Origin of the sequence: Inquilinus ginsengisoli, from assembly GCF_031453975.1 — a bacterium.
Classification (GTDB): domain Bacteria; phylum Pseudomonadota; class Alphaproteobacteria; order DSM-16000; family Inquilinaceae; genus Inquilinus; species Inquilinus ginsengisoli_A.
Map to the genome: position 1 here is coordinate 88764 of NZ_JAVDPW010000010.1, position 16487 is coordinate 105250.

Below are 16487 nucleotides of genomic sequence, written 5' to 3' on the forward strand. Positions count from 1 at the left end.
GGTGCGGGTTCCGCCGCGTCGCCGCGGTTCATCAAAAATCGCCCGGAAGTCGAAACGATGCAGATCTCCTTCGCCTCGCCCGCTTCGGTGGAAGCCGGCGTCCTGGTGCTCGGCGTGTTCGCCGACGGTGTGCTGTCCACCGCCGCCGCGGGCATCGACAAGCAGTCCAAGGGCGCCCTGTCGCGGGCGCTGAAGGCCGCGCCGAAGTTCAAGGGCGGCCGGGACGAGACGCTGTCGCTGTACGGCCTGCCCGGCATCGGCACCGACCGGGTCGTGCTGTTCGGCCTGGGCAAGCCCGATGCGGTCGACGCGGTGGGGCTGCAGCGTGCCGGCGGCGTGGTCGCGGCCCTGCTGAACCAGACCGGCGCGGCCGCCGCCACGGCGCGGCTCGACGGGGTTGCCATCGTCGGCAAGGATGGGGCCGGCAAGGACGGGGCCGCGGCCGCCGCCGCCGAATTCGCCTTCGGCGTCCGGCTGCGGGCCTGGCGCTTCGAGCGCTACCGCACCACCGAAAAGCCCGAGGCCAAGCCGACGCTGAAATCCCTGACCGTCCAGACTGGCGAGGCCGCGGCGGCGAAGAAGGCCTTCGCCCGGGCCGATGCGGTGGCCCAGGGCGTGTTCCTGACCCGCGAACTGGTGTCCGAGCCGCCGAACATCCTGAATCCGGAAAGCTTCGCCGCCAAGGCGAAGGAGCTGGCCGAACTCGGCATCGAGGTCGAGGTCCTCGGCGAGAAGCAGATGCGCAAGCTCGGGATGGGTGCGCTGCTCGGCGTCGGCCAGGGCTCGGCGTTCGAGAGCCAGCTGGTGGTGCTGCAGTGGAAGGGCGCCGGCGGCAAGCGCCGCGACGAGGCGCCGATCGCCTTCGTCGGCAAGGGCGTCACCTTCGACACCGGCGGCATCTCGCTGAAGCCCGGCCAGGGCATGTGGGACATGAAGTGGGACATGGGCGGCGCCGGCGTCGTCACCGGGCTGATGAAAGGCCTGGCGCTGCGCAAGGCCAAGGTCAATGCCGTCGGCGTGCTCGGCCTGGTCGAGAACATGCCGTCGGGCGACGCCCAGCGCCCGGGCGACATCGTCACCTCGATGTCGGGCCAGACCATCGAGGTCTGGAATACCGATGCCGAGGGCCGGCTCGTTCTGGCCGACGCGCTCTGGTACACCCAGGACCGGTTCAAGCCGAAGGCGATGATCAACCTCGCCACCCTGACCGGGGCGATCATCATCGCGCTGGGCACCGACCATGCCGGGCTGTTCTCGAACGACGACGCCCTGGCCGAGAAGCTGGCCGCCGCCGGCAAGGCGGTGGAGGAGAAGCTGTGGCGCATGCCGCTGGCCGATTCCTACGACAAGCAGATCGACAGCGACATCGCCGACATGAAGAACATCACCGGCAGCCGCGACGCCGGCTCGATCGTCGCCGGCCAGTTCCTGCAGCGCTTCGTCAACAAGGTGCCCTGGGCCCATCTCGACATCGCCGGCACCACCTGGTCGGGCAAGGACACGCCGACGGTGCCGAAGGGCGCCACCGCCTTCGGCGTGCGCCTGCTGGACCGGCTCGTGGCCGACAATTACGAAGGGTAATGGCCGAGATCCGGTTCTATCACCTGACCGCACGGACGCTCGAGCAGACCCTGCCGGTCCTGCTCGAGCGCACGCTGCAGCGCGGCTGGCGCGCCGTGGTCTGCGTCGGCTCGGAAGAGCGGGTGGAGACGTTGGCCGGTCATCTCTGGACCTGGTCCAAGGAAGGCTTCCTGCCGCACGGCACCAAGCGCGACGGCTTCGCCGAGGAGCAGCCGGTCTGGATCACCGACCAGGTCGAGAATCCGAACCGGGCCCAGGTCCTGTTCCTGGGCGACGGTGCGGATTCCGACGGCGGCGGGGGATTCGAGACGGTGTGCGACCTGTTCGACGGCAACGACCCGGACGCGGTGCAGGCCGCCCGTGGCCGCTGGAAGAGCCGGCGCGAGGCCGGGCATGCCCTGGTCTACTACCAGCAGGACGAGGCCGGGGCCTGGAGCGAGAAGCAGCGGGTGGCGGCGGGGTGACCCCCCGCGTCGCGCTCTGGCTCGCGGTCGCCGTCTGCGCCGTCCTGGTCCTGCTGCCGGGGATCGACCTGGTGGTCGCCGGCTGGTTCTACGCCGCCGGCAGCGGCTTCGCCTGGGACGGCGCGCCGCTGGCCGAGGCGATCCACCAGGCGGTGCAGTTCGCGGCCCGCGCCGGTGCCGCGCTGCTGCTGGCGGCTGCGGCCTGGACCTGGCTGCGGCCGGCCCGGCTGCTCGGCCTCGATGCGCGGCGCTGGACCTTCTTGCTGCTGGCGCTGGCGATCGGGCCGGGTCTGGTGGCCAATGCCGTGCTGAAGGATCATTGGGGGCGGGCGCGACCGCGCCAGGTCGAGGCGTTCGGCGGCGCCGCCGCCTTCTCGCCGCCGCTGATCCCCGCCGGCCAGTGCAGCCGCAACTGCTCCTTCGTCGCCGGCGACCCCACCGTCGGCTTCGTCGTCCACAGCGTCGCCTATGTCGTGCCGAGGCGCCGGCGGCGGCCGATCTTCTGGGGATCGATGGCGCTGGGCGGAGCGATAGGCCTGCTGCGCATCGGCATGGGCGGGCATTTCCTCAGCGACGTGGTCTTCGCCGCGGCCGTCACCCTGCTGGTCAGCGCCGGGCTGCACGCGCTGCTGTTCGACCGCTGGACCACGGCCGCGGCGTGGCGCGACTTTACCCGCGGCCTGGTGCGCTGGCCGCAACCCAGCTGAACCCACTCACCCCGCCAGCTGCTGCGCCGCGTCGAGCTTCGCCGTAGCTTCCAGCCAGGCTTCCTCCGACTTGTCCAGCTGTGCCTGGAGGTCGTGCAGCGCGATCTGCTGCCCGGTCGCCGCCGACGGGTCGGCATAGAGCCCGCCATCGGCCAGCTTGGCCTCGATCGCCTGCTTCTCGCGCTCCAGCTTCTGGATCCGGCTCTCGATCTGCCGGATCTCCTGGCGCAGCGGCGCCAGCTGGGCCCGGGCCTCGGCGGCGAGGCGGCGCTGCTCCTTGCGGTCGGCCTGGCTGGCCTTGTCGCCCTTGTTGCCCGAGCGCTCCTGCCGCCGCTGCTCGACCAGCAGGCGCCGGTAGTCGTCGAGGTCGCCCTCGAACGGATGCACCCCGCCATCGCGCACCAGCAGCAGCCGGTCGGCGGTCAGCTCGATCAGATGCGGGTCATGGGTGATCAGCACCACGGCGCCGTCATACTCGTTCAGCGCCTGGACCAGCGCCTGGCGGCTGTCGACGTCGAGATGGTTGGTCGGTTCGTCGAGCAGCAGCAGCTGCGGCGCCTCGCGCGCCATCAGCGCCAGCAGCAGCCGGGCCTTCTCGCCGCCGGACATGTCGCTGATCCGGGTCTCGGAGCGGCGCTGGACGAAGCCGAAGCGGCCGAGATGGGCGCGGATCTTCTCGTCGGTCACGCCGGGCATCGACCGCCGCGCCTGGGCGATGGCGTTGAGCGACAGGTCCAGCTCCTCGGCCTGGTGCTGGGCGAAATAGCCGACCTTGAGCTTGGAGGACCGGCGCATCTCGCCCGCCATCGGCTGCAGCCGGCCGGCGAACAGCTTGACCAGGGTCGACTTGCCGTTGCCGTTGGCGCCGAGCAGGGCGATGCGGTCGTCCATGTCGATGCGCAGGTCGAGGCTTTTCAGCACCGCCCGGTCGTCATAGCCGACCGCGACCTTGTCCAGCACCAGGATCGGCGGCGACAGCGCCTGCGGCTTGGGGAAGTCGAAGCTGATCGACTGGTCCTCGACCAGGGCGACGATCGGCTCCATCTTCTCCAGCGCCTTCATCCGGCTCTGCGCCTGTCGGGCCTTGGTCGCCTTGGCCTTGAACCGGTCGACGAAGCTCTGCATGTGCTCGCGCTGGGCGATCTGGCGCTTCTGCAGCGCCGCCATGTGGTCCAGCCGCATCCGCCGGGTCTGCTCGAACTGGTCGTAGCCGCCGGTGTAGGCGGTCAGCTTCGAGTTCTCGAGATGGATGGTCATGTCGACCACCCGGTTCAGCAGGTCGCGATCGTGGCTGACCATCAGGATGGTGTGCGGATAGCTCTTCAGCCAGGTCTCGAGCCACAGCGTCGCCTCGAGGTCGAGGTGGTTGGTGGGCTCGTCGAGCAGCAGCAGGTCGGGCTGCAGGAACAGCGTCGCCGCCAGCGCCACGCGCATCCGCATGCCGCCTGAGAGGTCGCCGACCGGCCGGCCTTGAGCCTCGGTGTCGAAGCCCAGGCCGGCCAGGATGGTGGCGGCGCGGGAGGGGGCGCTGTGCGCGTCGATATCGGCCAGCCGCATGTGGATCTCGCCGATGCGGTCGGGATCCTCGGCGGTCTCGGCTTCGTCCATCAGCGCGGCGCGCTCGATGTCGGCGGCCAGCACGGTGTCGAGCAGGCTGGCGGGGCCGGCCGGCACCTCCTGGGCGACGCTGGCCATGCGCCAGCGCCCGGGATAGCTGATCTGGCCGCCGTCGAGCCCGATCTCCTTGCGGATCGCGCGCAGCAGCGTCGACTTGCCGGTGCCGTTGTGGCCGACGAGGCCGGCCTTGTGCCCAGCCGGCACCGACACCGAAGCGGTGTCGAGCAGCGAGCGGCCGGCGATGCGGATGGTGACGTCCTGGATTTGAAGCATGGCGGCGGGGTCATAGCACGACCCGGCCGGATTCGGGCCCCGCGATTCATGCACTCCGGTTGCCGGATCGGGGCGGCCCGTCTATAAGGCCGCGCAATTCCGATCCCAATCGCCCGAAAACGAGGACCACATGGCCGAGCGCACCCTTTCGATCATCAAGCCGGACGCCACCCGCCGCAACCTGACCGGCAAGATCAACGCCAAGTTCGAGGATGCCGGCCTGCGCATCGTCGCGCAGAAGCGCCTGCAGCTGACCAAGGCCCAGGCCGAGGCGTTCTACGGCGTCCACAAGGAACGCCCGTTCTTCAACGACCTGTGCGCCTTCATGATCTCGGGCCCGGTCGTGGTCCAGGTGCTGCAGGGCGACAACGCCGTCGCCAAGAACCGCGACGTGATGGGCGCCACCAACCCGGCCAACGCCGCGGCGGGCACCATCCGCAAGGAATTCGCGGAATCGATCGAGGCGAATTCGGTCCACGGTTCCGATTCGGCCGAGAATGCGGCGGTCGAGATCGCCTTCTTCTTCGCGGGCACCGAAATCGTCGGCTAAACAGCCGCGCTGCGATCGTCGGCTAAGCAGCCGGGTTGCGGAGGGCCTGCCCTCCAAACCAAAAGAGCCGGCCCTGCGGGGCCGGCTCTTTTTCGTTCATCCCGCTGACATCACAGCAGGAACAGGGTCATCGCGATCAGCAGCACGGCGACGAAGACGATGCCCCAGGTGCTGAAGCGGACGAAGCTCGCATACATCAGCCTGCGGGACGTCAGCAGCTCGTCCGAGACCTGATTCGTGCCGTCGGTGGCCATCGCACTCATCCTCGTCCGCATCTTTCATGTGTTTCGGAACAGGGCACCATTTACGAACGGGCCCCGGTCTTGTCCAGTGAATTAGGGTTTAATTGTCGCAGCGACACCAGGCGGAATTGTTACAGTCGTCACAACGGGTTGCGCAGCGCCTCTGATGCCGCCGCCGCGCCGGTGATCCGGGCCCGGCCGCCGTCGATCGCGACCCGGCCCTCGGCGACCCAGCGCAGCGCCAGTGGATAGCACCGGTGCTCCTCGACCAGGATGCGGGCGGCCAGGCTGTCCGGGTCGTCGCCGTCGAGCACGGGGACGGCCACCTGGGCCAGGATCGGGCCGTCATCGACCACCGCGCGCACCACATGCACGGTGCAGCCGGCGACCTTGACCCCGGCGGCCAGGGCCCGGGCATGGGTGTCGAGCCCCGGGAAGGCCGGCAGCAGCGACGGATGGACGTTGAGGATACGGTCGCGCCAGCGCTCGACGAAATCGGCGCTCAGCACCCGCATGAAGCCGGCGAGGCAGATCAGCTCGACCCCGGCGGCGCGCAGGGCGGCATCGACCGCCGTCTCGAACGCGGGTTTGGAGGCGTAGGCCTTGCGGTCGACCGCCTGGGTGGCGATGCCGCGGCCCGCGGCGAGGGCGAGGCCGCCGGCGGTCGGGATGTCGGACAGGACGAGGGCGATCTCGGCCGGGAAGTCGGGCGCGGCGCAGGCCTCGGCCAGCGCCGCCATATTGCTGCCGCGGCCGGAGATCAGGATCCCGACCTTCAGCCGGCCCCCGACCTTCAGCTGGCCCATGCCGCCTCCGCCCCGGAGATCTTCACCGAATGCCCGGCATCGACGACGACGCGGCCGATCTGGTGCACGGACTCGCCCTGGCCGGTCAGGATCGCCGACAGCGCCTCGACCCGCTCCGGCGCCACGATCACCACCATGCCGATGCCGCTGTTGAAGGTGCGGGCCATCTCGGCCGCGCTCAGCCCGCCCTGCGCCTTCAGCCAGCGGAAGGCCGGGGGCAGGGGCCAGGTGCCGGCATCGAGCGTGACGCCCAGCCCGTCCGGCAGCACCCGCGGAATGTTCTCGGTCAACCCGCCGCCGGTGATGTGGGCCATGGCATGGACGCCGCCGGCGCGGATGGCCGCGAGCGTGCTCTTCACATAGATCCGGGTCGGGGTCAGGAAGGCCTCGCCGACCGTGAGGTCGTTGGCGAAGGGGGCCGGCGCGTCCCAGGCCAGGCCGGCATCGGCGACCGTGCGGCGGACCAGCGAATAGCCGTTGGAGTGCACGCCGGTCGAGGACAGGCCGAGCACCACGTCGCCGTCGCGGACATCCTTGCCGGTCAGCGCCTGCTCGCGCTCCACTGCGCCGACCGCGAAGCCGGCGAGATCGTAGTCGCCGGGCGCGTACATGCCTGGCATCTCCGCGGTCTCGCCGCCGATCAGGGCGCAGCCGGCCTGGCGGCAGCCTTCGGCGATGCCGCGCAGCACGCCGCCGCCGACCGTGCGGTCGAGCTTGCCGGACGCGAAGTAGTCGAGGAAGAACAGCGGCTCGGCGCCCTGCACCACCAGGTCGTTGACGCACATGGCGACGAGGTCGATGCCGACGGTGTCGTGCCGCCCGGTCTCGATCGCCACCTTCAGCTTGGTGCCGACCCCGTCGGTCGCGGCCACCAGGATGGGGTCGCGGAAGCCGGCCGCCTTGGGGTCGAACAGCGCGCCGAAGCCGCCCAGGCCTTCCATCATGCCGCGCCGGCGCGTGCTTTCGGCCAGGGGCTTGATGTCGCCGACGAAGGCGTCGCCCTCGGCGATGTTCACACCGGCTCGGCTGTAGGCGTCGGCGCTTTCCTGGGGGTCAGTCGGCGGGCACATGATGACCTCGCGGAGAGGGGTGCTATATAAAGGCGGATTATCCGTGCGGATGGGCGCGGACCATAGCGGAACCGGAAGGCTTTGCAATGATGCTTCGCATCGGATCGACTGTGGCGCTGGCAGCCCTGCTGCTCGCTGCCGGACTGGCGCCGATCCATGCCCAGACCAGCGGCGGGGCGCCGATCGCGGGCAACGCCTCCGGCTATTCGGTCGACGGCGTCGCGGTCGAGGCCACCGCGGCGAACGCCACCGAGGCGCGGACCAAGGCCTTCGCCCAGGGGCCGCGCAAGGCGCTGCAGCAGCTGCTGCAGCAGATCGGCGCCGATCCCGCCCGTGCCACCGGCATGTCCGATTCCGATGTCGAGCGGCTGGTCGAACGCTTCCAGGTGCAGTCGGAGCAGACCTCGCCCGGCCATTACGCCGCCAAACTGGCCTACACCTTCCGTAGCAATGGGGTCCAGCAGCTGGTGGCCGGCGGCGGCGCCGCGCCGCAGATCGCGCCGACCTCGCTCGGCACCCCGCCGGGAACCTTGCCGGGAACGCTGGCTCAGCCGGGGGCGTCGCCGGGCTTCACCGCCCAGGGCCATGTCACCGTCACCGTGCCGCTCACCGCGGCGGCGGACTGGTACGATATCCAGGGCCGGCTGACCCGCCTCGGCGGTGTGGTCACCTCGTCCATGGTCAGCCTGACGTCGCACCAAGCCGTGCTCGAGCTGCGCTTCCCTGGCGACCAGACCCAGCTCAACCAGATCCTGGCGCAGCAGGGCCTGACGGTCCAGCAGGGCCCGCAGGCGCTCGAGCTGCATCGCACCGGCGGCTAGGTACGACGTGACCGATCCCGTCCCACCCCGGCAGGGCTCCTTGCGCCGCCTGGCGCGCTACCTGCCCAACCTGCTCAGCCTCGCCCGGCTCGTCGTCGCGCCGATCACGATCTGGCTGATTCTGGACGGCCGTCTGGTCACCGCCTTCTGGATGTTCTCGGCGGCGGCGCTGACCGACGCGATCGACGGCATCCTGGCCCGCTGGCTGCAGGCGCGCACCGCCCTGGGCAGCTATCTCGACCCGATCGCCGACAAGTCGCTGCTCGTCGGCACCTATCTCGCGCTGACCTGGATGGAGGCGCTGCCGGTCTGGCTGGTGTGGCTGGTGGTGGCCCGCGACATCGGCCTGGTGCTCGGCGTCGTGGTGCTGCATTTCGCCGGCCGCGGCGCCCGTTCGCTGACGCCGTCGCTGATCAGCAAGCTCAACACCCTGCTGCAGATCGCGCTGGTGGTGCTGGTGATGGCAGCACCCGGCCTGGCGGTCGACGCCAGCGGCGTGATCGGCGGGCTGGTCTGGGTGGTCGCCGCCACCACCATCCTGTCGGGGATCGGCTATCTCCGCGAGACCATCCGCCAATTCTTCACCGCGATCGGGGCCCACGCGTGAACGCATCGGCGCAGATCCGCTTCTGGCTGATCGGATTCGTCATCTTCTGCCTGCTGGTCTGGCTGCTCAGCGGCGTGCTGGCGCCCTTCGTCACCGGCATGATCATCGCCTATCTGCTGGACCCGGTGTGCGAGCGGCTGCAGCGGCTGGGCCTGCCGCGCTGGCTGGCGACCACGGTGCTGCTGCTCTTGTTCCTGTTCGTGGCGATCCTGGCGGCGCTGATCATCCTGCCGATCATGCTGAACCAGGTGACCGGGCTGCTCTCGGCCGTGCCCGACATGATGACCCGGGCGGCGGCGCGGCTGCAGCCGCTGATCGCGGAGCTGAAGCACCGCGTCTCCCAATCCAACTTCGCCGAGATCCAGAAGGCGGTCAGCCAGTATGCCGGCAGCGCCGTGTCCTGGATCGGCACGGTGATCGGCGGCCTGTGGCAGGGCGGCATGGCGCTGATCGACCTGCTGTCGCTGGTGTTCATCACCCCGGTGGTCGCCTTCTACATGCTGCGCGACTGGGACCGCATGATCGGAGTGATCGACCAGAACCTGCCGATCGCGCAGCGCGACACCATCCGCGGCCTGGGCATCGAGGTGAACTTCACCCTGTCGAAGTTCATCCGCGGCCAGCTGATCGTCTGCCTGCTGCTGGGGCTGTTCTATGCCATCGCCCTGTCGATCGTCGGGCTGAACTTCGGGCTGCTGATCGGGATGATGACGGGGATTCTCTCGATCATCCCCTATGTCGGCTCGCTGGTCGGGCTGATCAGCTCGGTCGGCATCGCCATGGTGCAGTATGACGACTGGACGATGTGGGCGCTGGTGCTGGGCATCTTCCTGCTCGGCCAGTTCCTGGAGGGCAATTTCGTCACCCCGAAGCTGGTCGGCGAATCCGTCGGGCTGCATCCGGTCTGGGTGATCTTCGCGCTGCTCGCCGCCGGCAGCCTGTTCGGCTTCACCGGGGTGATGCTGGCGGTGCCGGTGGCGGCGGTGATCGGCGTGCTGACCCGCTTCGGGCTGCGCCGCTATCGCGAGAGCGCGCTGTACCGCAAGCCGCCCGACCCGCCCGATCCCGGCGAACCAGGCCCCGGCGAATCCGGCCTCCCCACGGTGTCATGAGCAAGCTGACTGGAGAGGTCGCGCAGTTCGTCTTCGACCTGTCGCTGCCCCCCGCCTTGGGGCCCGAGGATTTCATCGTCGCCGACAGCAACCGCGAGGCCGCGGGCTGGATCGCGCGCTGGCCCGGCTGGCCGGCCGGCGTCCTGGCCCTGCACGGCGCGCCGGGGGCGGGCAAGAGCCACCTGCTCGGCATCTGGGCGCAGCGCAGCGGCGCGCTGCGGCTGGCCGGGGGCGCGCTGGCCGCGGCGGACCCGGCCGAGGTCGCGGCCGTCGGCGCGGTGGCGCTGGACGATGCCGACCGCGTCGCCGGCGATGCGGCGGCGGAGCGGGCGCTGTTCCACCTGCACAACCTGCTGAAGGAGGCCGGCGGCTTTCTGCTGCTGGCGGCGCGCCAGCCGCCGGCGCGCTGGCCGGTGGCGCTGCCAGACCTGGCCTCGCGGCTGAAGGCGGCGCCGGCCGTCGGCCTGGGCGAGCCGGACGATGCGTTGCTGGCGCAGGTGCTGGCCAAGCTGTTCGCCGACCGCCAGCTGGCGGTGGGGCCGGAGATCGTGCAGGCGATGCTGGCGCGGATGGAGCGCAGCTTCGCCGAGGCCCGGCGGCTGGTGGCCGAGATCGACGCCGCCAGCCTGGCCCAGGGCCGCTCGATCACCCTGCCGCTGGTCCGCACCGTGCTGGCGGAACGGCACGGGGATTAGGCTCTCGGCAGCGCCTGGAAGGCGGCGAGGGCGAGGCGGCGGGCGGCGGCGTGGTCGACGATCGGCCGCGGATAGGTCTTGCCCAGCGTGACTCCGGCATCCGCCAGCACCGCGTCCGGCGCCGCCCAGGGCCGGTGGATCCATTTCGCCGGCAACCGCGCCAGCTCGGGCACGTGGCGGCGGACATAGGTCCCGTCGGGGTCGAATTTCTCGCCCTGCAGCACCGGGTTGAAGATGCGGAAATAGGGGGCGGCGTCGGCGCCGCTGCCGGCAACCCACTGCCAGCTGGCGGCGTTGTTGGCGAGGTCGGCATCGACCAGCGTGTCCCAGAACCACGCCTCGCCCTCGCGCCAATGGAGGCGCAGGTGCTTGATCAGGAACGAGGCAGCGACCATGCGCACGCGGTTGTGCATCCAGCCGGTCCGCCACAGCTGCCGCATCCCGGCATCGACCACGGGATAGCCCGTCAGGCCGCGCTGCCAGGCCCGCAGGGCCTTGGGGTCGCTTTCCCAGGGGAAGGCGGCGAAGCGGGCGTCGAGCGGGTCGGCCGGCAGCTCCGGCCGCGCATGCAGCAGATGGGTGGAGAATTCGCGCCAGCCGAGCTGGCGCTGATAGGCGCTGGCGGCGGAGCGCAGCGCCGGCGTTTCGGCGGCGGCGTGCTCGAGCGCCTGCCAGCTTCGCCGCGGCCCGATCTCGCCCCAATGCAGATGCGGCGACAGGGACGAGGTGCCGTCGAGATCCGGCCGGTCGCGCCGTGCCGCATAGCCGGCGAGGCCGCTATCGAGGAAGCTGGACAGGCGCTCGCGGGCGCCGGCCTCGCCCGGTGTCCAGGCCGCGCGCAGCCCGCCGGCCCAATCCGGTTTGGTCGGCAGCAGGCGCCAGCCGTCGAGGTCGTCACCCTCGGGCCAGGCGTCCGGCGCGGGGATCCGCTTCGGCGCATCCAGTGGCTCGGCGATGCCGCCGCGCTCGAGGCAGGCGCGCCAGAATGGGGTGAAGACCTTGAACGGTGCGTCCGACCTGCTGCGGATCTCCCAGGGTTCGAACAGCAGCGCCGCGTTGAGGCTTTCGGCGGCGATACCGCGCCGCTTGAGGTCCTGCTTGATCGCGCTGTCGCGGGCGATCGCGGCCGGCTCGTAGCGCCGGTTCCACAGCACGGCGCCGGCCCCGGCCTCCCGGATCAGCGCGTCCAGCACCTTCGCCGCCGGCCCGCGCCGCAGCACCAGCCGGCTGCCGCGCGCCGCCAGCGCCGTTGCCAGGGCGGCCAGCGAATGGTGCAGCCACCACCGGCTGGCGCCGCCCGGCGGCCAGTCGCCTTCGCCCCCGGGGTCGAGGATGAAGACCGGGACCACCGACCCGCCGCGCGCGATGGCGGCGGCGAGGGCGGGGTTGTCGTCGAGGCGGAGGTCCTGGCGGAACCAGAGCAGGGTGGCGTCGGTCATGTGCCGAAGCTGGAGCAGAGCCAGCGAAAGTCCAGCACCCTTCGGGTCAGGCCTCGGCCCAGCGCTGTCCGATCGGCGACAGCCGGGCGCCAGGGAAGCGGTGCAGCACCGCGCGGCCGATCAGCCAGACATGGAAGGCCGGCGCCAGCAGCCCGCGGATCGCCGGGTCGAGCACGTCGAGCCCGCCGGTGTAGGCGCCGAAGGCCGGCAGCACCAGCCGGTGGTCGTCGGCCACGAAGCAGCGCCCGGTCACCCGCCCGGCGCGGCCGCTGACCGCCGCCTTGGGGTGGTAGTGGCCGGAGATCTCGGCCGTGGCCCCGGGCAGGGCGGCGTGGCGGCAGGTCACCCCGTCGATCGCGAATTCGGTGATGCGGTCGCCGGGCAGCGCCGCCGGCAAATCGGGGTCGTGGTTGCCCAACACCCAGATCCAGTCGCGACCCCGGGCCAGCCGGCCCAGCACCGCCAGCTCGGCGGCGCCCAGCCGGTCGGCGCCGGCCGAATCGTGGAAGCTGTCGCCGAGCGCGACCACGGTGACCGGATCCAGCCGGTCGATCACCGCGCCGAGCCGGCCCAGGGTGGCGGCGCTGTCATAGGGCGGCAGCAGGCGGCCGGAGCGCCGGGCCAGCGCCGTGGCCTTCTCCAGATGCAGGTCTGCGACCAGCAGCCAGCGCCGCTCCGGCCACCACAGCGCGCCCGACGGGTCGGGCCGGAAGTCGTGGTCGCGGAGCGGAATGGTGCGGGTCGGCATGCTTCCGGTTTAGGCCCGCTTCCGGGGTCCGGCAATGGCTTTGTTCGACTTCCGTTCTGATCAGGGCTTCGGCGCCGCCTTGTCCAGGATCCGCCGGGTGGCGGCGGCGCTGCGCTGGCCCAGTCCCAGCAGCCCGAACGACAGCACGACGAAAAGGCCCAGGAACACCCACAGCGCGACGGCGATGTTGGGGTAAAGCGGATCGGCCGTGGCCGTGCGGATCATCAGCAGGGCGTTGCCCAGCACGAACAGGACGAACAGGATCACGCTGAGATTGACCACCGCGGTCGGCCAGCTCACCAGCTTGCGGTATTCGACCCGGCATTCCAGCAGCGCCCGTTTCTCGGCTTCACTGCCGGCGAAGCGGTTCAGATCGCTCTTCTTCTCCAGCGCCATCAGGTCGCGCAGCCACTGGCTGAGCTGGATGTAGAAGAAGCTGCCGAGCAGGCCGGCGAGGGTCAGCATCAGGCTGACCATGGTCAGCGGGTTCAGCGGACTCACGGCTTGGTCTCCTCGGGCAGGGCGTCCAGCAGGGCCAGGATGGTCTCGGCGGTGATCGAGAACCAGGTCAGGGTGGGGGAGGAGGGCCGCTTGGTCGGCGGCGCCGGGCGGTCGCCGCCGGTGACGGCGGACGCCACGGCGTCATACAGCACCACCAGCTCGTCATAGGCGCCGCGCGACAGGCTGAGGTCGAAGCGCTGGATCTGTGCCCGGCCGACCGCGGCGGCCTCGCGGGACATGGTCTCGGCCCGCTGCAGCGCCTGGCGCAGCTCGGCCCGGGCGGCGGCGCGCCACTGGGCGCTGCGGCGGGCGCGCAGCAGCCGGGCCAGGTACTGCGCTCGCGGCAGCCCCAGCTGGAACCGGGCGTAGATGCGGGCCGCGTCCGGCTGCTCGTCGCTGTGCAGGGCCTCGTAGCAGCGGGCGATCCAGTCCTCGGCCTGCTGGCCCTGGCTTTCGAACCGCTTCTCGCCCAGCACCCAGGCGCTGACCAGGTCGACGCACAGCGCCTCGTAGCCGGCCTTGATCCGGGCGCGTGCCTCGGGCGAGGCATCGATCTCCAGCGCCGCCTTGGCCCGCGCGAGCCGATCCCGCCTGTCCGCATCCTCTGCCATCGATCGCCCCCCGAATCTGGCTGCCGGGGTGGATCGTAGCGAATTCAGCGGGATGGGGCAGGGGGGCCAGAATTCGGTCGGTCCTGCTGCGCCGCTCACCCCCGCCGCCGGCGCCCTTCGGCCTTCTGCGGCGTGGCTTCGGCGATCATCTCGGCGGCGGTCTCCTCCAGCATCGCGTCGATGGCGCCGGCGGCGACGCTGACGCGGCCGATCTCGAGCAGCACCGGGACGGCCAGCGGCGAGACCCGGTCCAGCGCGCGGTGGGTCAGCTTGCGCCGGGCGCGCTTCAGCGACAGTGCCACGCGAGCGACGTCGACCAGGCCGCGGGCCGCATCCGCCCTTGTGGCCCGCAGCAGCACATGGTCGGGCTGGTGCCGGCGCAGCACGTCGTAGATCAGGTCGGCGCTGACCGTGACCTGGCGCCCGGTTTTCTTCTCGCCGGGCGACCGCCGCTCGATCAGCCCGGCGATGATGGCGACGTTGCGGAAGGTGCGGCGCAGCAGGCTGGAATCGCCCATCCAGGCCTCCAGGTCGTCGCCCAGCATGTCCTCGCTGAACAGCGGCGCCGGGTCGGTCACCGGATGCAGGCTCCAGGTCGCCAGCACATAGTCGGTGGCGACAAAGCCGATCGGCCCCAGCCCGGCCCGCTCCATCCGCTTGGTCAGCAGCATGCCCAGGGTCTGGTGCGCCTGCCGCCCCTCGAAGCAATAGGCCACCATGTAGTGCCGGCCGCCGCGCGGGAAGGTCTCGACCATCAGCTCGCCCGGGCCCGGCAGGCCGGAGCGGTGGCGCTGCAGCTCCAGCCATTCGCGCACATCGTCGGGCAGCCCGGCCCAATGGGCGGGGGTCGACAGCAGGCGGCGCACCCGGTCGGCCAGATGGGTGGTCAGCGGCATGCGGCCGCCGGCGAAGGCCGGCACCTTGGGTTCGCCGCTGGCGGCGCGGCTGGCGATCACCGACATCTCGCGGATGCCCTCGAAGCGCAGCAGCTGGCCGGCGAACATGAAGGTGTCGCCCGGCACCAGGCCTTGGGCGAAATACTCCTCGACCTCGCCCAGCACCTTGCCGAAGCCGCCGCCGAGCCGGACCTTCAGCGTCTCCTCCTCGACGATGGTGCCGACATTCATGCGGTACTGCCGCGCCACCACCGGGCTGGCCACGCGCCAGCGGCCGTCGGCGTCGCGCTTAAGCCGATGGAAGCGGTCATAGACCTGCAGCGCGTAGCCGCCGTGGGCGACGAAATCGAGCACGTCGTCGAAGTCGCGCCGGGTCAGCGCGGCATAGGGCGCCGCCCGCCGCACCTCGGCATACATCTCCTTCGCGTCGAAGGGGGCGGAGCAGGCGCAGCCCAGCAGGTGCTGCGCCAGCGTGTCCAGCGTGCCGGGGGCGGGCGGGTCGCCGTCCAGCGTCATCGCCTCGACCGCGTCGGCGGCGGCCTGGCACTCCAGCACCTCGAAGCGGTTGGCCGGCACCAGCAGCGCCACCGAGGGCTCGTCGAAGCGGTGGTTGGAGCGGCCGATGCGCTGCAGCAGGCGGCTGGCGCCCTTGGGCGCGCCGATCTGGATCACCAGGTCGACCGCCGCCCAGTCGATGCCGAGGTCGAGCGAGGAGGTGGCGACCACGGCGCGCAACTCACCCCGCGCCATCGCCGCCTCGACCTTGCGCCGCTGCTCCGCCGCCAGGCTGCCATGGTGCAGCGCGATCGGCAGCACGTCGTCATTGACCCGCCACAGCGCCTGGAACACCAGCTCGGCCTGCGCCCGGGTGTTGACGAACAGCAGGGTGGTGCCGGCCTTGCGGATGCGGTCGTACAGGTCGGCCACGGCATAGGTGCCCATGTGGCCGGACCAGGGCAGCGGCGCCTCGGCCTCCAGGATCTCGACGATCGGCTTGATCCCGGGCGGGCCCTGGACGGTGCGCACCAGCGCCGGATCGGCATGGCCGCTGGGCGACAGCCAGGCGACCAGCGCGTCGGGATGGGCGACGGTGGCCGACAGCCCGACCCGCCGCGCCGTCGGCGCATGGAAGGCGAGGCGGGCGAGGCCCAGCGCCAGCAGGTCGCCGCGCTTGGTGCCGGCCAAAGCGTGCAGCTCGTCGATGATGACGCAGCGCACGCCGCCGAAGATGCGGTCGGCGTCGCCATAGGACAGCATCAGCGCCAGGCTTTCCGGCGTGGTCATCAGGATCTGCGGCGCGTGGCGGCGCTGGCGCTCGCGCTTGGCCTGCGGCGTGTCGCCGGTGCGGGTCTCGGCCCGGATCGGCAGCCGCATCTCGGCGATCGGCTGCTCCAGGTTGCGGTGGATGTCGACCGCCAGGGCCTTGAGCGGCGAGATGTAGAGGGTGTGCAGCCCCTCGCGCGGCCGCTCCGCCAGCTCGGTCAGCGAGGGCAGGAAGCCGGACAGGGTCTTGCCGCCGCCGGTCGGGGCGATCAGCAGCGCGTGCACGCCGTCGCGCGCCGCCTGCAGCATCGCCAGCTGGTGCAGGTGCGGCGTCCAGCCCTTGTGCCGGAACCAGCCTTCGAAGGCCGCCGGCAGCAGCGGTTCGGCGGTCTCCGCCAGCGCGCTCATGATCCCTTGTCCCGACAAACGCCGTCACGGCCGTCGCCGTCACCGCACCAGATCAGCCCATCGCCGGGCGGCAGCG

17 protein-coding genes are annotated in these 16487 nt (G+C 71.3%); 8 read left to right on the forward strand and 9 right to left on the reverse strand.

Features of this window, described 5'->3' with window-relative positions; genetic code table 11:
- The first annotated feature begins 57 nt into the window (after nt 1-57).
- From E9232_RS26640 to E9232_RS26650, 3 genes are read left to right on the forward strand one after another with little or no spacing between them, the layout of a single operon-like run.
- A complete protein-coding gene (locus tag E9232_RS26640) occupies nt 58-1581 on the forward strand; it encodes a leucyl aminopeptidase (protein WP_309799265.1) in 1524 nt (507 codons plus the stop codon).
- Nucleotides 1581-2045, forward strand: coding sequence for a DNA polymerase III subunit chi (locus E9232_RS26645; RefSeq protein ID WP_309799267.1), 465 nt, complete (start codon nt 1581-1583; stop codon nt 2043-2045). The genes E9232_RS26640 and E9232_RS26645 overlap by 1 nt, the downstream gene beginning before the upstream one ends.
- Nucleotides 2042-2752 carry a phosphatase PAP2 family protein gene (locus E9232_RS26650; RefSeq protein WP_309799269.1) on the forward strand — a complete coding sequence of 237 codons (711 nt, stop codon included), beginning with the start codon at nt 2042-2044 and terminating at the stop codon, nt 2750-2752. Before E9232_RS26645 ends, E9232_RS26650 begins: the two co-directional genes overlap by 4 nt.
- 6 nt (nt 2753-2758) lie before the next feature.
- On the opposite strand, the gene E9232_RS26655 is transcribed toward E9232_RS26650, so the two are convergent.
- A complete protein-coding gene (locus E9232_RS26655) occupies nt 2759-4642 on the reverse strand; it encodes an ABC-F family ATP-binding cassette domain-containing protein (protein ID WP_309799270.1) in 1884 nt (627 codons plus the stop codon).
- Nucleotides 4643-4772: 130 nt separating this feature from the next.
- Between E9232_RS26655 and ndk the strand changes: the two genes are divergently transcribed.
- Nucleotides 4773-5192, forward strand: coding sequence for a nucleoside-diphosphate kinase (ndk, locus tag E9232_RS26660; RefSeq protein ID WP_309799272.1), 420 nt, complete (start codon nt 4773-4775; stop codon nt 5190-5192).
- Nucleotides 5193-5302: 110 nt separating this feature from the next.
- Here ndk and E9232_RS26665 read toward each other — a convergent pair whose 3' ends face one another.
- The 3 genes from E9232_RS26665 to purM form a co-directional block, all read right to left on the reverse strand.
- Entirely contained in the window at nt 5303-5446 is a 144-nt protein-coding gene (locus E9232_RS26665; RefSeq protein WP_309799274.1) for an aa3-type cytochrome c oxidase subunit IV, read from the reverse strand.
- A gap of 128 nt (nt 5447-5574) precedes the next feature.
- Nucleotides 5575-6240 (reverse strand): phosphoribosylglycinamide formyltransferase, encoded by a 666-nt coding sequence (gene purN, locus E9232_RS26670; RefSeq protein WP_309799276.1) that lies wholly within the window; start codon nt 6238-6240, stop codon nt 5575-5577.
- Nucleotides 6228-7310: a phosphoribosylformylglycinamidine cyclo-ligase gene (gene purM, locus E9232_RS26675; protein WP_309799278.1), complete on the reverse strand. Its 1083-nt coding sequence runs from the start codon at nt 7308-7310 to the stop codon at nt 6228-6230. Before purM ends, purN begins: the two co-directional genes overlap by 13 nt.
- Before the next feature lie 86 nt (nt 7311-7396).
- Here purM and E9232_RS26680 point away from each other — a divergent pair, with 86 nt between their 5' ends.
- The 4 genes from E9232_RS26680 to E9232_RS26695 are packed head-to-tail and all read left to right on the forward strand — an operon-like array spanning nt 7397 to nt 10545.
- A complete protein-coding gene (locus E9232_RS26680) occupies nt 7397-8131 on the forward strand; it encodes a hypothetical protein (RefSeq protein WP_309799280.1) in 735 nt (244 codons plus the stop codon).
- A gap of 7 nt (nt 8132-8138) precedes the next feature.
- Nucleotides 8139-8738: a CDP-alcohol phosphatidyltransferase family protein gene (locus tag E9232_RS26685; RefSeq protein WP_309799282.1), complete on the forward strand. Its 600-nt coding sequence runs from the start codon at nt 8139-8141 to the stop codon at nt 8736-8738.
- The gene (locus E9232_RS26690) at nt 8735-9850 is read left to right on the forward strand and encodes an AI-2E family transporter (RefSeq protein ID WP_309799284.1); all 1116 of its coding nucleotides are present in this window, start codon (nt 8735-8737) and stop codon (nt 9848-9850) included. Before E9232_RS26685 ends, E9232_RS26690 begins: the two co-directional genes overlap by 4 nt.
- Entirely contained in the window at nt 9847-10545 is a 699-nt protein-coding gene (locus E9232_RS26695; RefSeq protein ID WP_309799286.1) for an HdaA/DnaA family protein, read from the forward strand. The genes E9232_RS26690 and E9232_RS26695 overlap by 4 nt, the downstream gene beginning before the upstream one ends.
- On the opposite strand, the gene E9232_RS26700 is transcribed toward E9232_RS26695, so the two are convergent.
- From E9232_RS26700 to E9232_RS26720, 5 genes are all read right to left on the reverse strand, one after another.
- Nucleotides 10542-11984 (reverse strand): cryptochrome/photolyase family protein, encoded by a 1443-nt coding sequence (locus E9232_RS26700; RefSeq protein ID WP_309799288.1) that lies wholly within the window; start codon nt 11982-11984, stop codon nt 10542-10544. The genes E9232_RS26695 and E9232_RS26700 overlap by 4 nt on opposite strands.
- Nucleotides 11985-12030: 46 nt before the next feature.
- A complete protein-coding gene (pdeM, locus tag E9232_RS26705) occupies nt 12031-12732 on the reverse strand; it encodes a ligase-associated DNA damage response endonuclease PdeM (protein WP_309799290.1) in 702 nt (233 codons plus the stop codon).
- Between the two features lie 60 nt (nt 12733-12792).
- Nucleotides 12793-13233, reverse strand: coding sequence for a hypothetical protein (locus tag E9232_RS26710; RefSeq protein ID WP_309799291.1), 441 nt, complete (start codon nt 13231-13233; stop codon nt 12793-12795).
- Nucleotides 13230-13844 (reverse strand): hypothetical protein, encoded by a 615-nt coding sequence (locus tag E9232_RS26715; protein ID WP_309799293.1) that lies wholly within the window; start codon nt 13842-13844, stop codon nt 13230-13232. Before E9232_RS26715 ends, E9232_RS26710 begins: the two co-directional genes overlap by 4 nt.
- A gap of 95 nt (nt 13845-13939) precedes the next feature.
- Nucleotides 13940-16411 (reverse strand): ligase-associated DNA damage response DEXH box helicase, encoded by a 2472-nt coding sequence (locus E9232_RS26720; protein WP_309799296.1) that lies wholly within the window; start codon nt 16409-16411, stop codon nt 13940-13942.
- Nucleotides 16412-16487 lie beyond the last annotated feature (76 nt).

What these genes read in the sequence shown, in the direction of transcription:
- E9232_RS26640 (WP_309799265.1), top strand. Translation starts at nt 58, where the DNA reads ATGCAGATCTCCTTCGCCTCGCCCGCTTCGGTGGAAGCCGGCGTCCTG.
- E9232_RS26645 (WP_309799267.1), top strand. Translation starts at nt 1,581, where the DNA reads ATGGCCGAGATCCGGTTCTATCACCTGACCGCACGGACGCTCGAGCAG.
- E9232_RS26655 (WP_309799270.1), bottom strand. Translation starts at nt 4,642, where the DNA reads ATGCTTCAAATCCAGGACGTCACCATCCGCATCGCCGGCCGCTCGCTG.
- ndk (WP_309799272.1), top strand. Translation starts at nt 4,773, where the DNA reads ATGGCCGAGCGCACCCTTTCGATCATCAAGCCGGACGCCACCCGCCGC.
- E9232_RS26665 (WP_309799274.1), bottom strand. Translation starts at nt 5,446, where the DNA reads ATGGCCACCGACGGCACGAATCAGGTCTCGGACGAGCTGCTGACGTCC.
- purN (WP_309799276.1), bottom strand. Translation starts at nt 6,240, where the DNA reads ATGGGCCAGCTGAAGGTCGGGGGCCGGCTGAAGGTCGGGATCCTGATC.
- purM (WP_309799278.1), bottom strand. Translation starts at nt 7,310, where the DNA reads ATGTGCCCGCCGACTGACCCCCAGGAAAGCGCCGACGCCTACAGCCGA.
- E9232_RS26680 (WP_309799280.1), top strand. Translation starts at nt 7,397, where the DNA reads ATGATGCTTCGCATCGGATCGACTGTGGCGCTGGCAGCCCTGCTGCTC.
- E9232_RS26695 (WP_309799286.1), top strand. Translation starts at nt 9,847, where the DNA reads ATGAGCAAGCTGACTGGAGAGGTCGCGCAGTTCGTCTTCGACCTGTCG.
- E9232_RS26700 (WP_309799288.1), bottom strand. Translation starts at nt 11,984, where the DNA reads ATGACCGACGCCACCCTGCTCTGGTTCCGCCAGGACCTCCGCCTCGAC.
- pdeM (WP_309799290.1), bottom strand. Translation starts at nt 12,732, where the DNA reads ATGCCGACCCGCACCATTCCGCTCCGCGACCACGACTTCCGGCCCGAC.
- E9232_RS26715 (WP_309799293.1), bottom strand. Translation starts at nt 13,844, where the DNA reads ATGGCAGAGGATGCGGACAGGCGGGATCGGCTCGCGCGGGCCAAGGCG.
- E9232_RS26720 (WP_309799296.1), bottom strand. Translation starts at nt 16,411, where the DNA reads ATGAGCGCGCTGGCGGAGACCGCCGAACCGCTGCTGCCGGCGGCCTTC.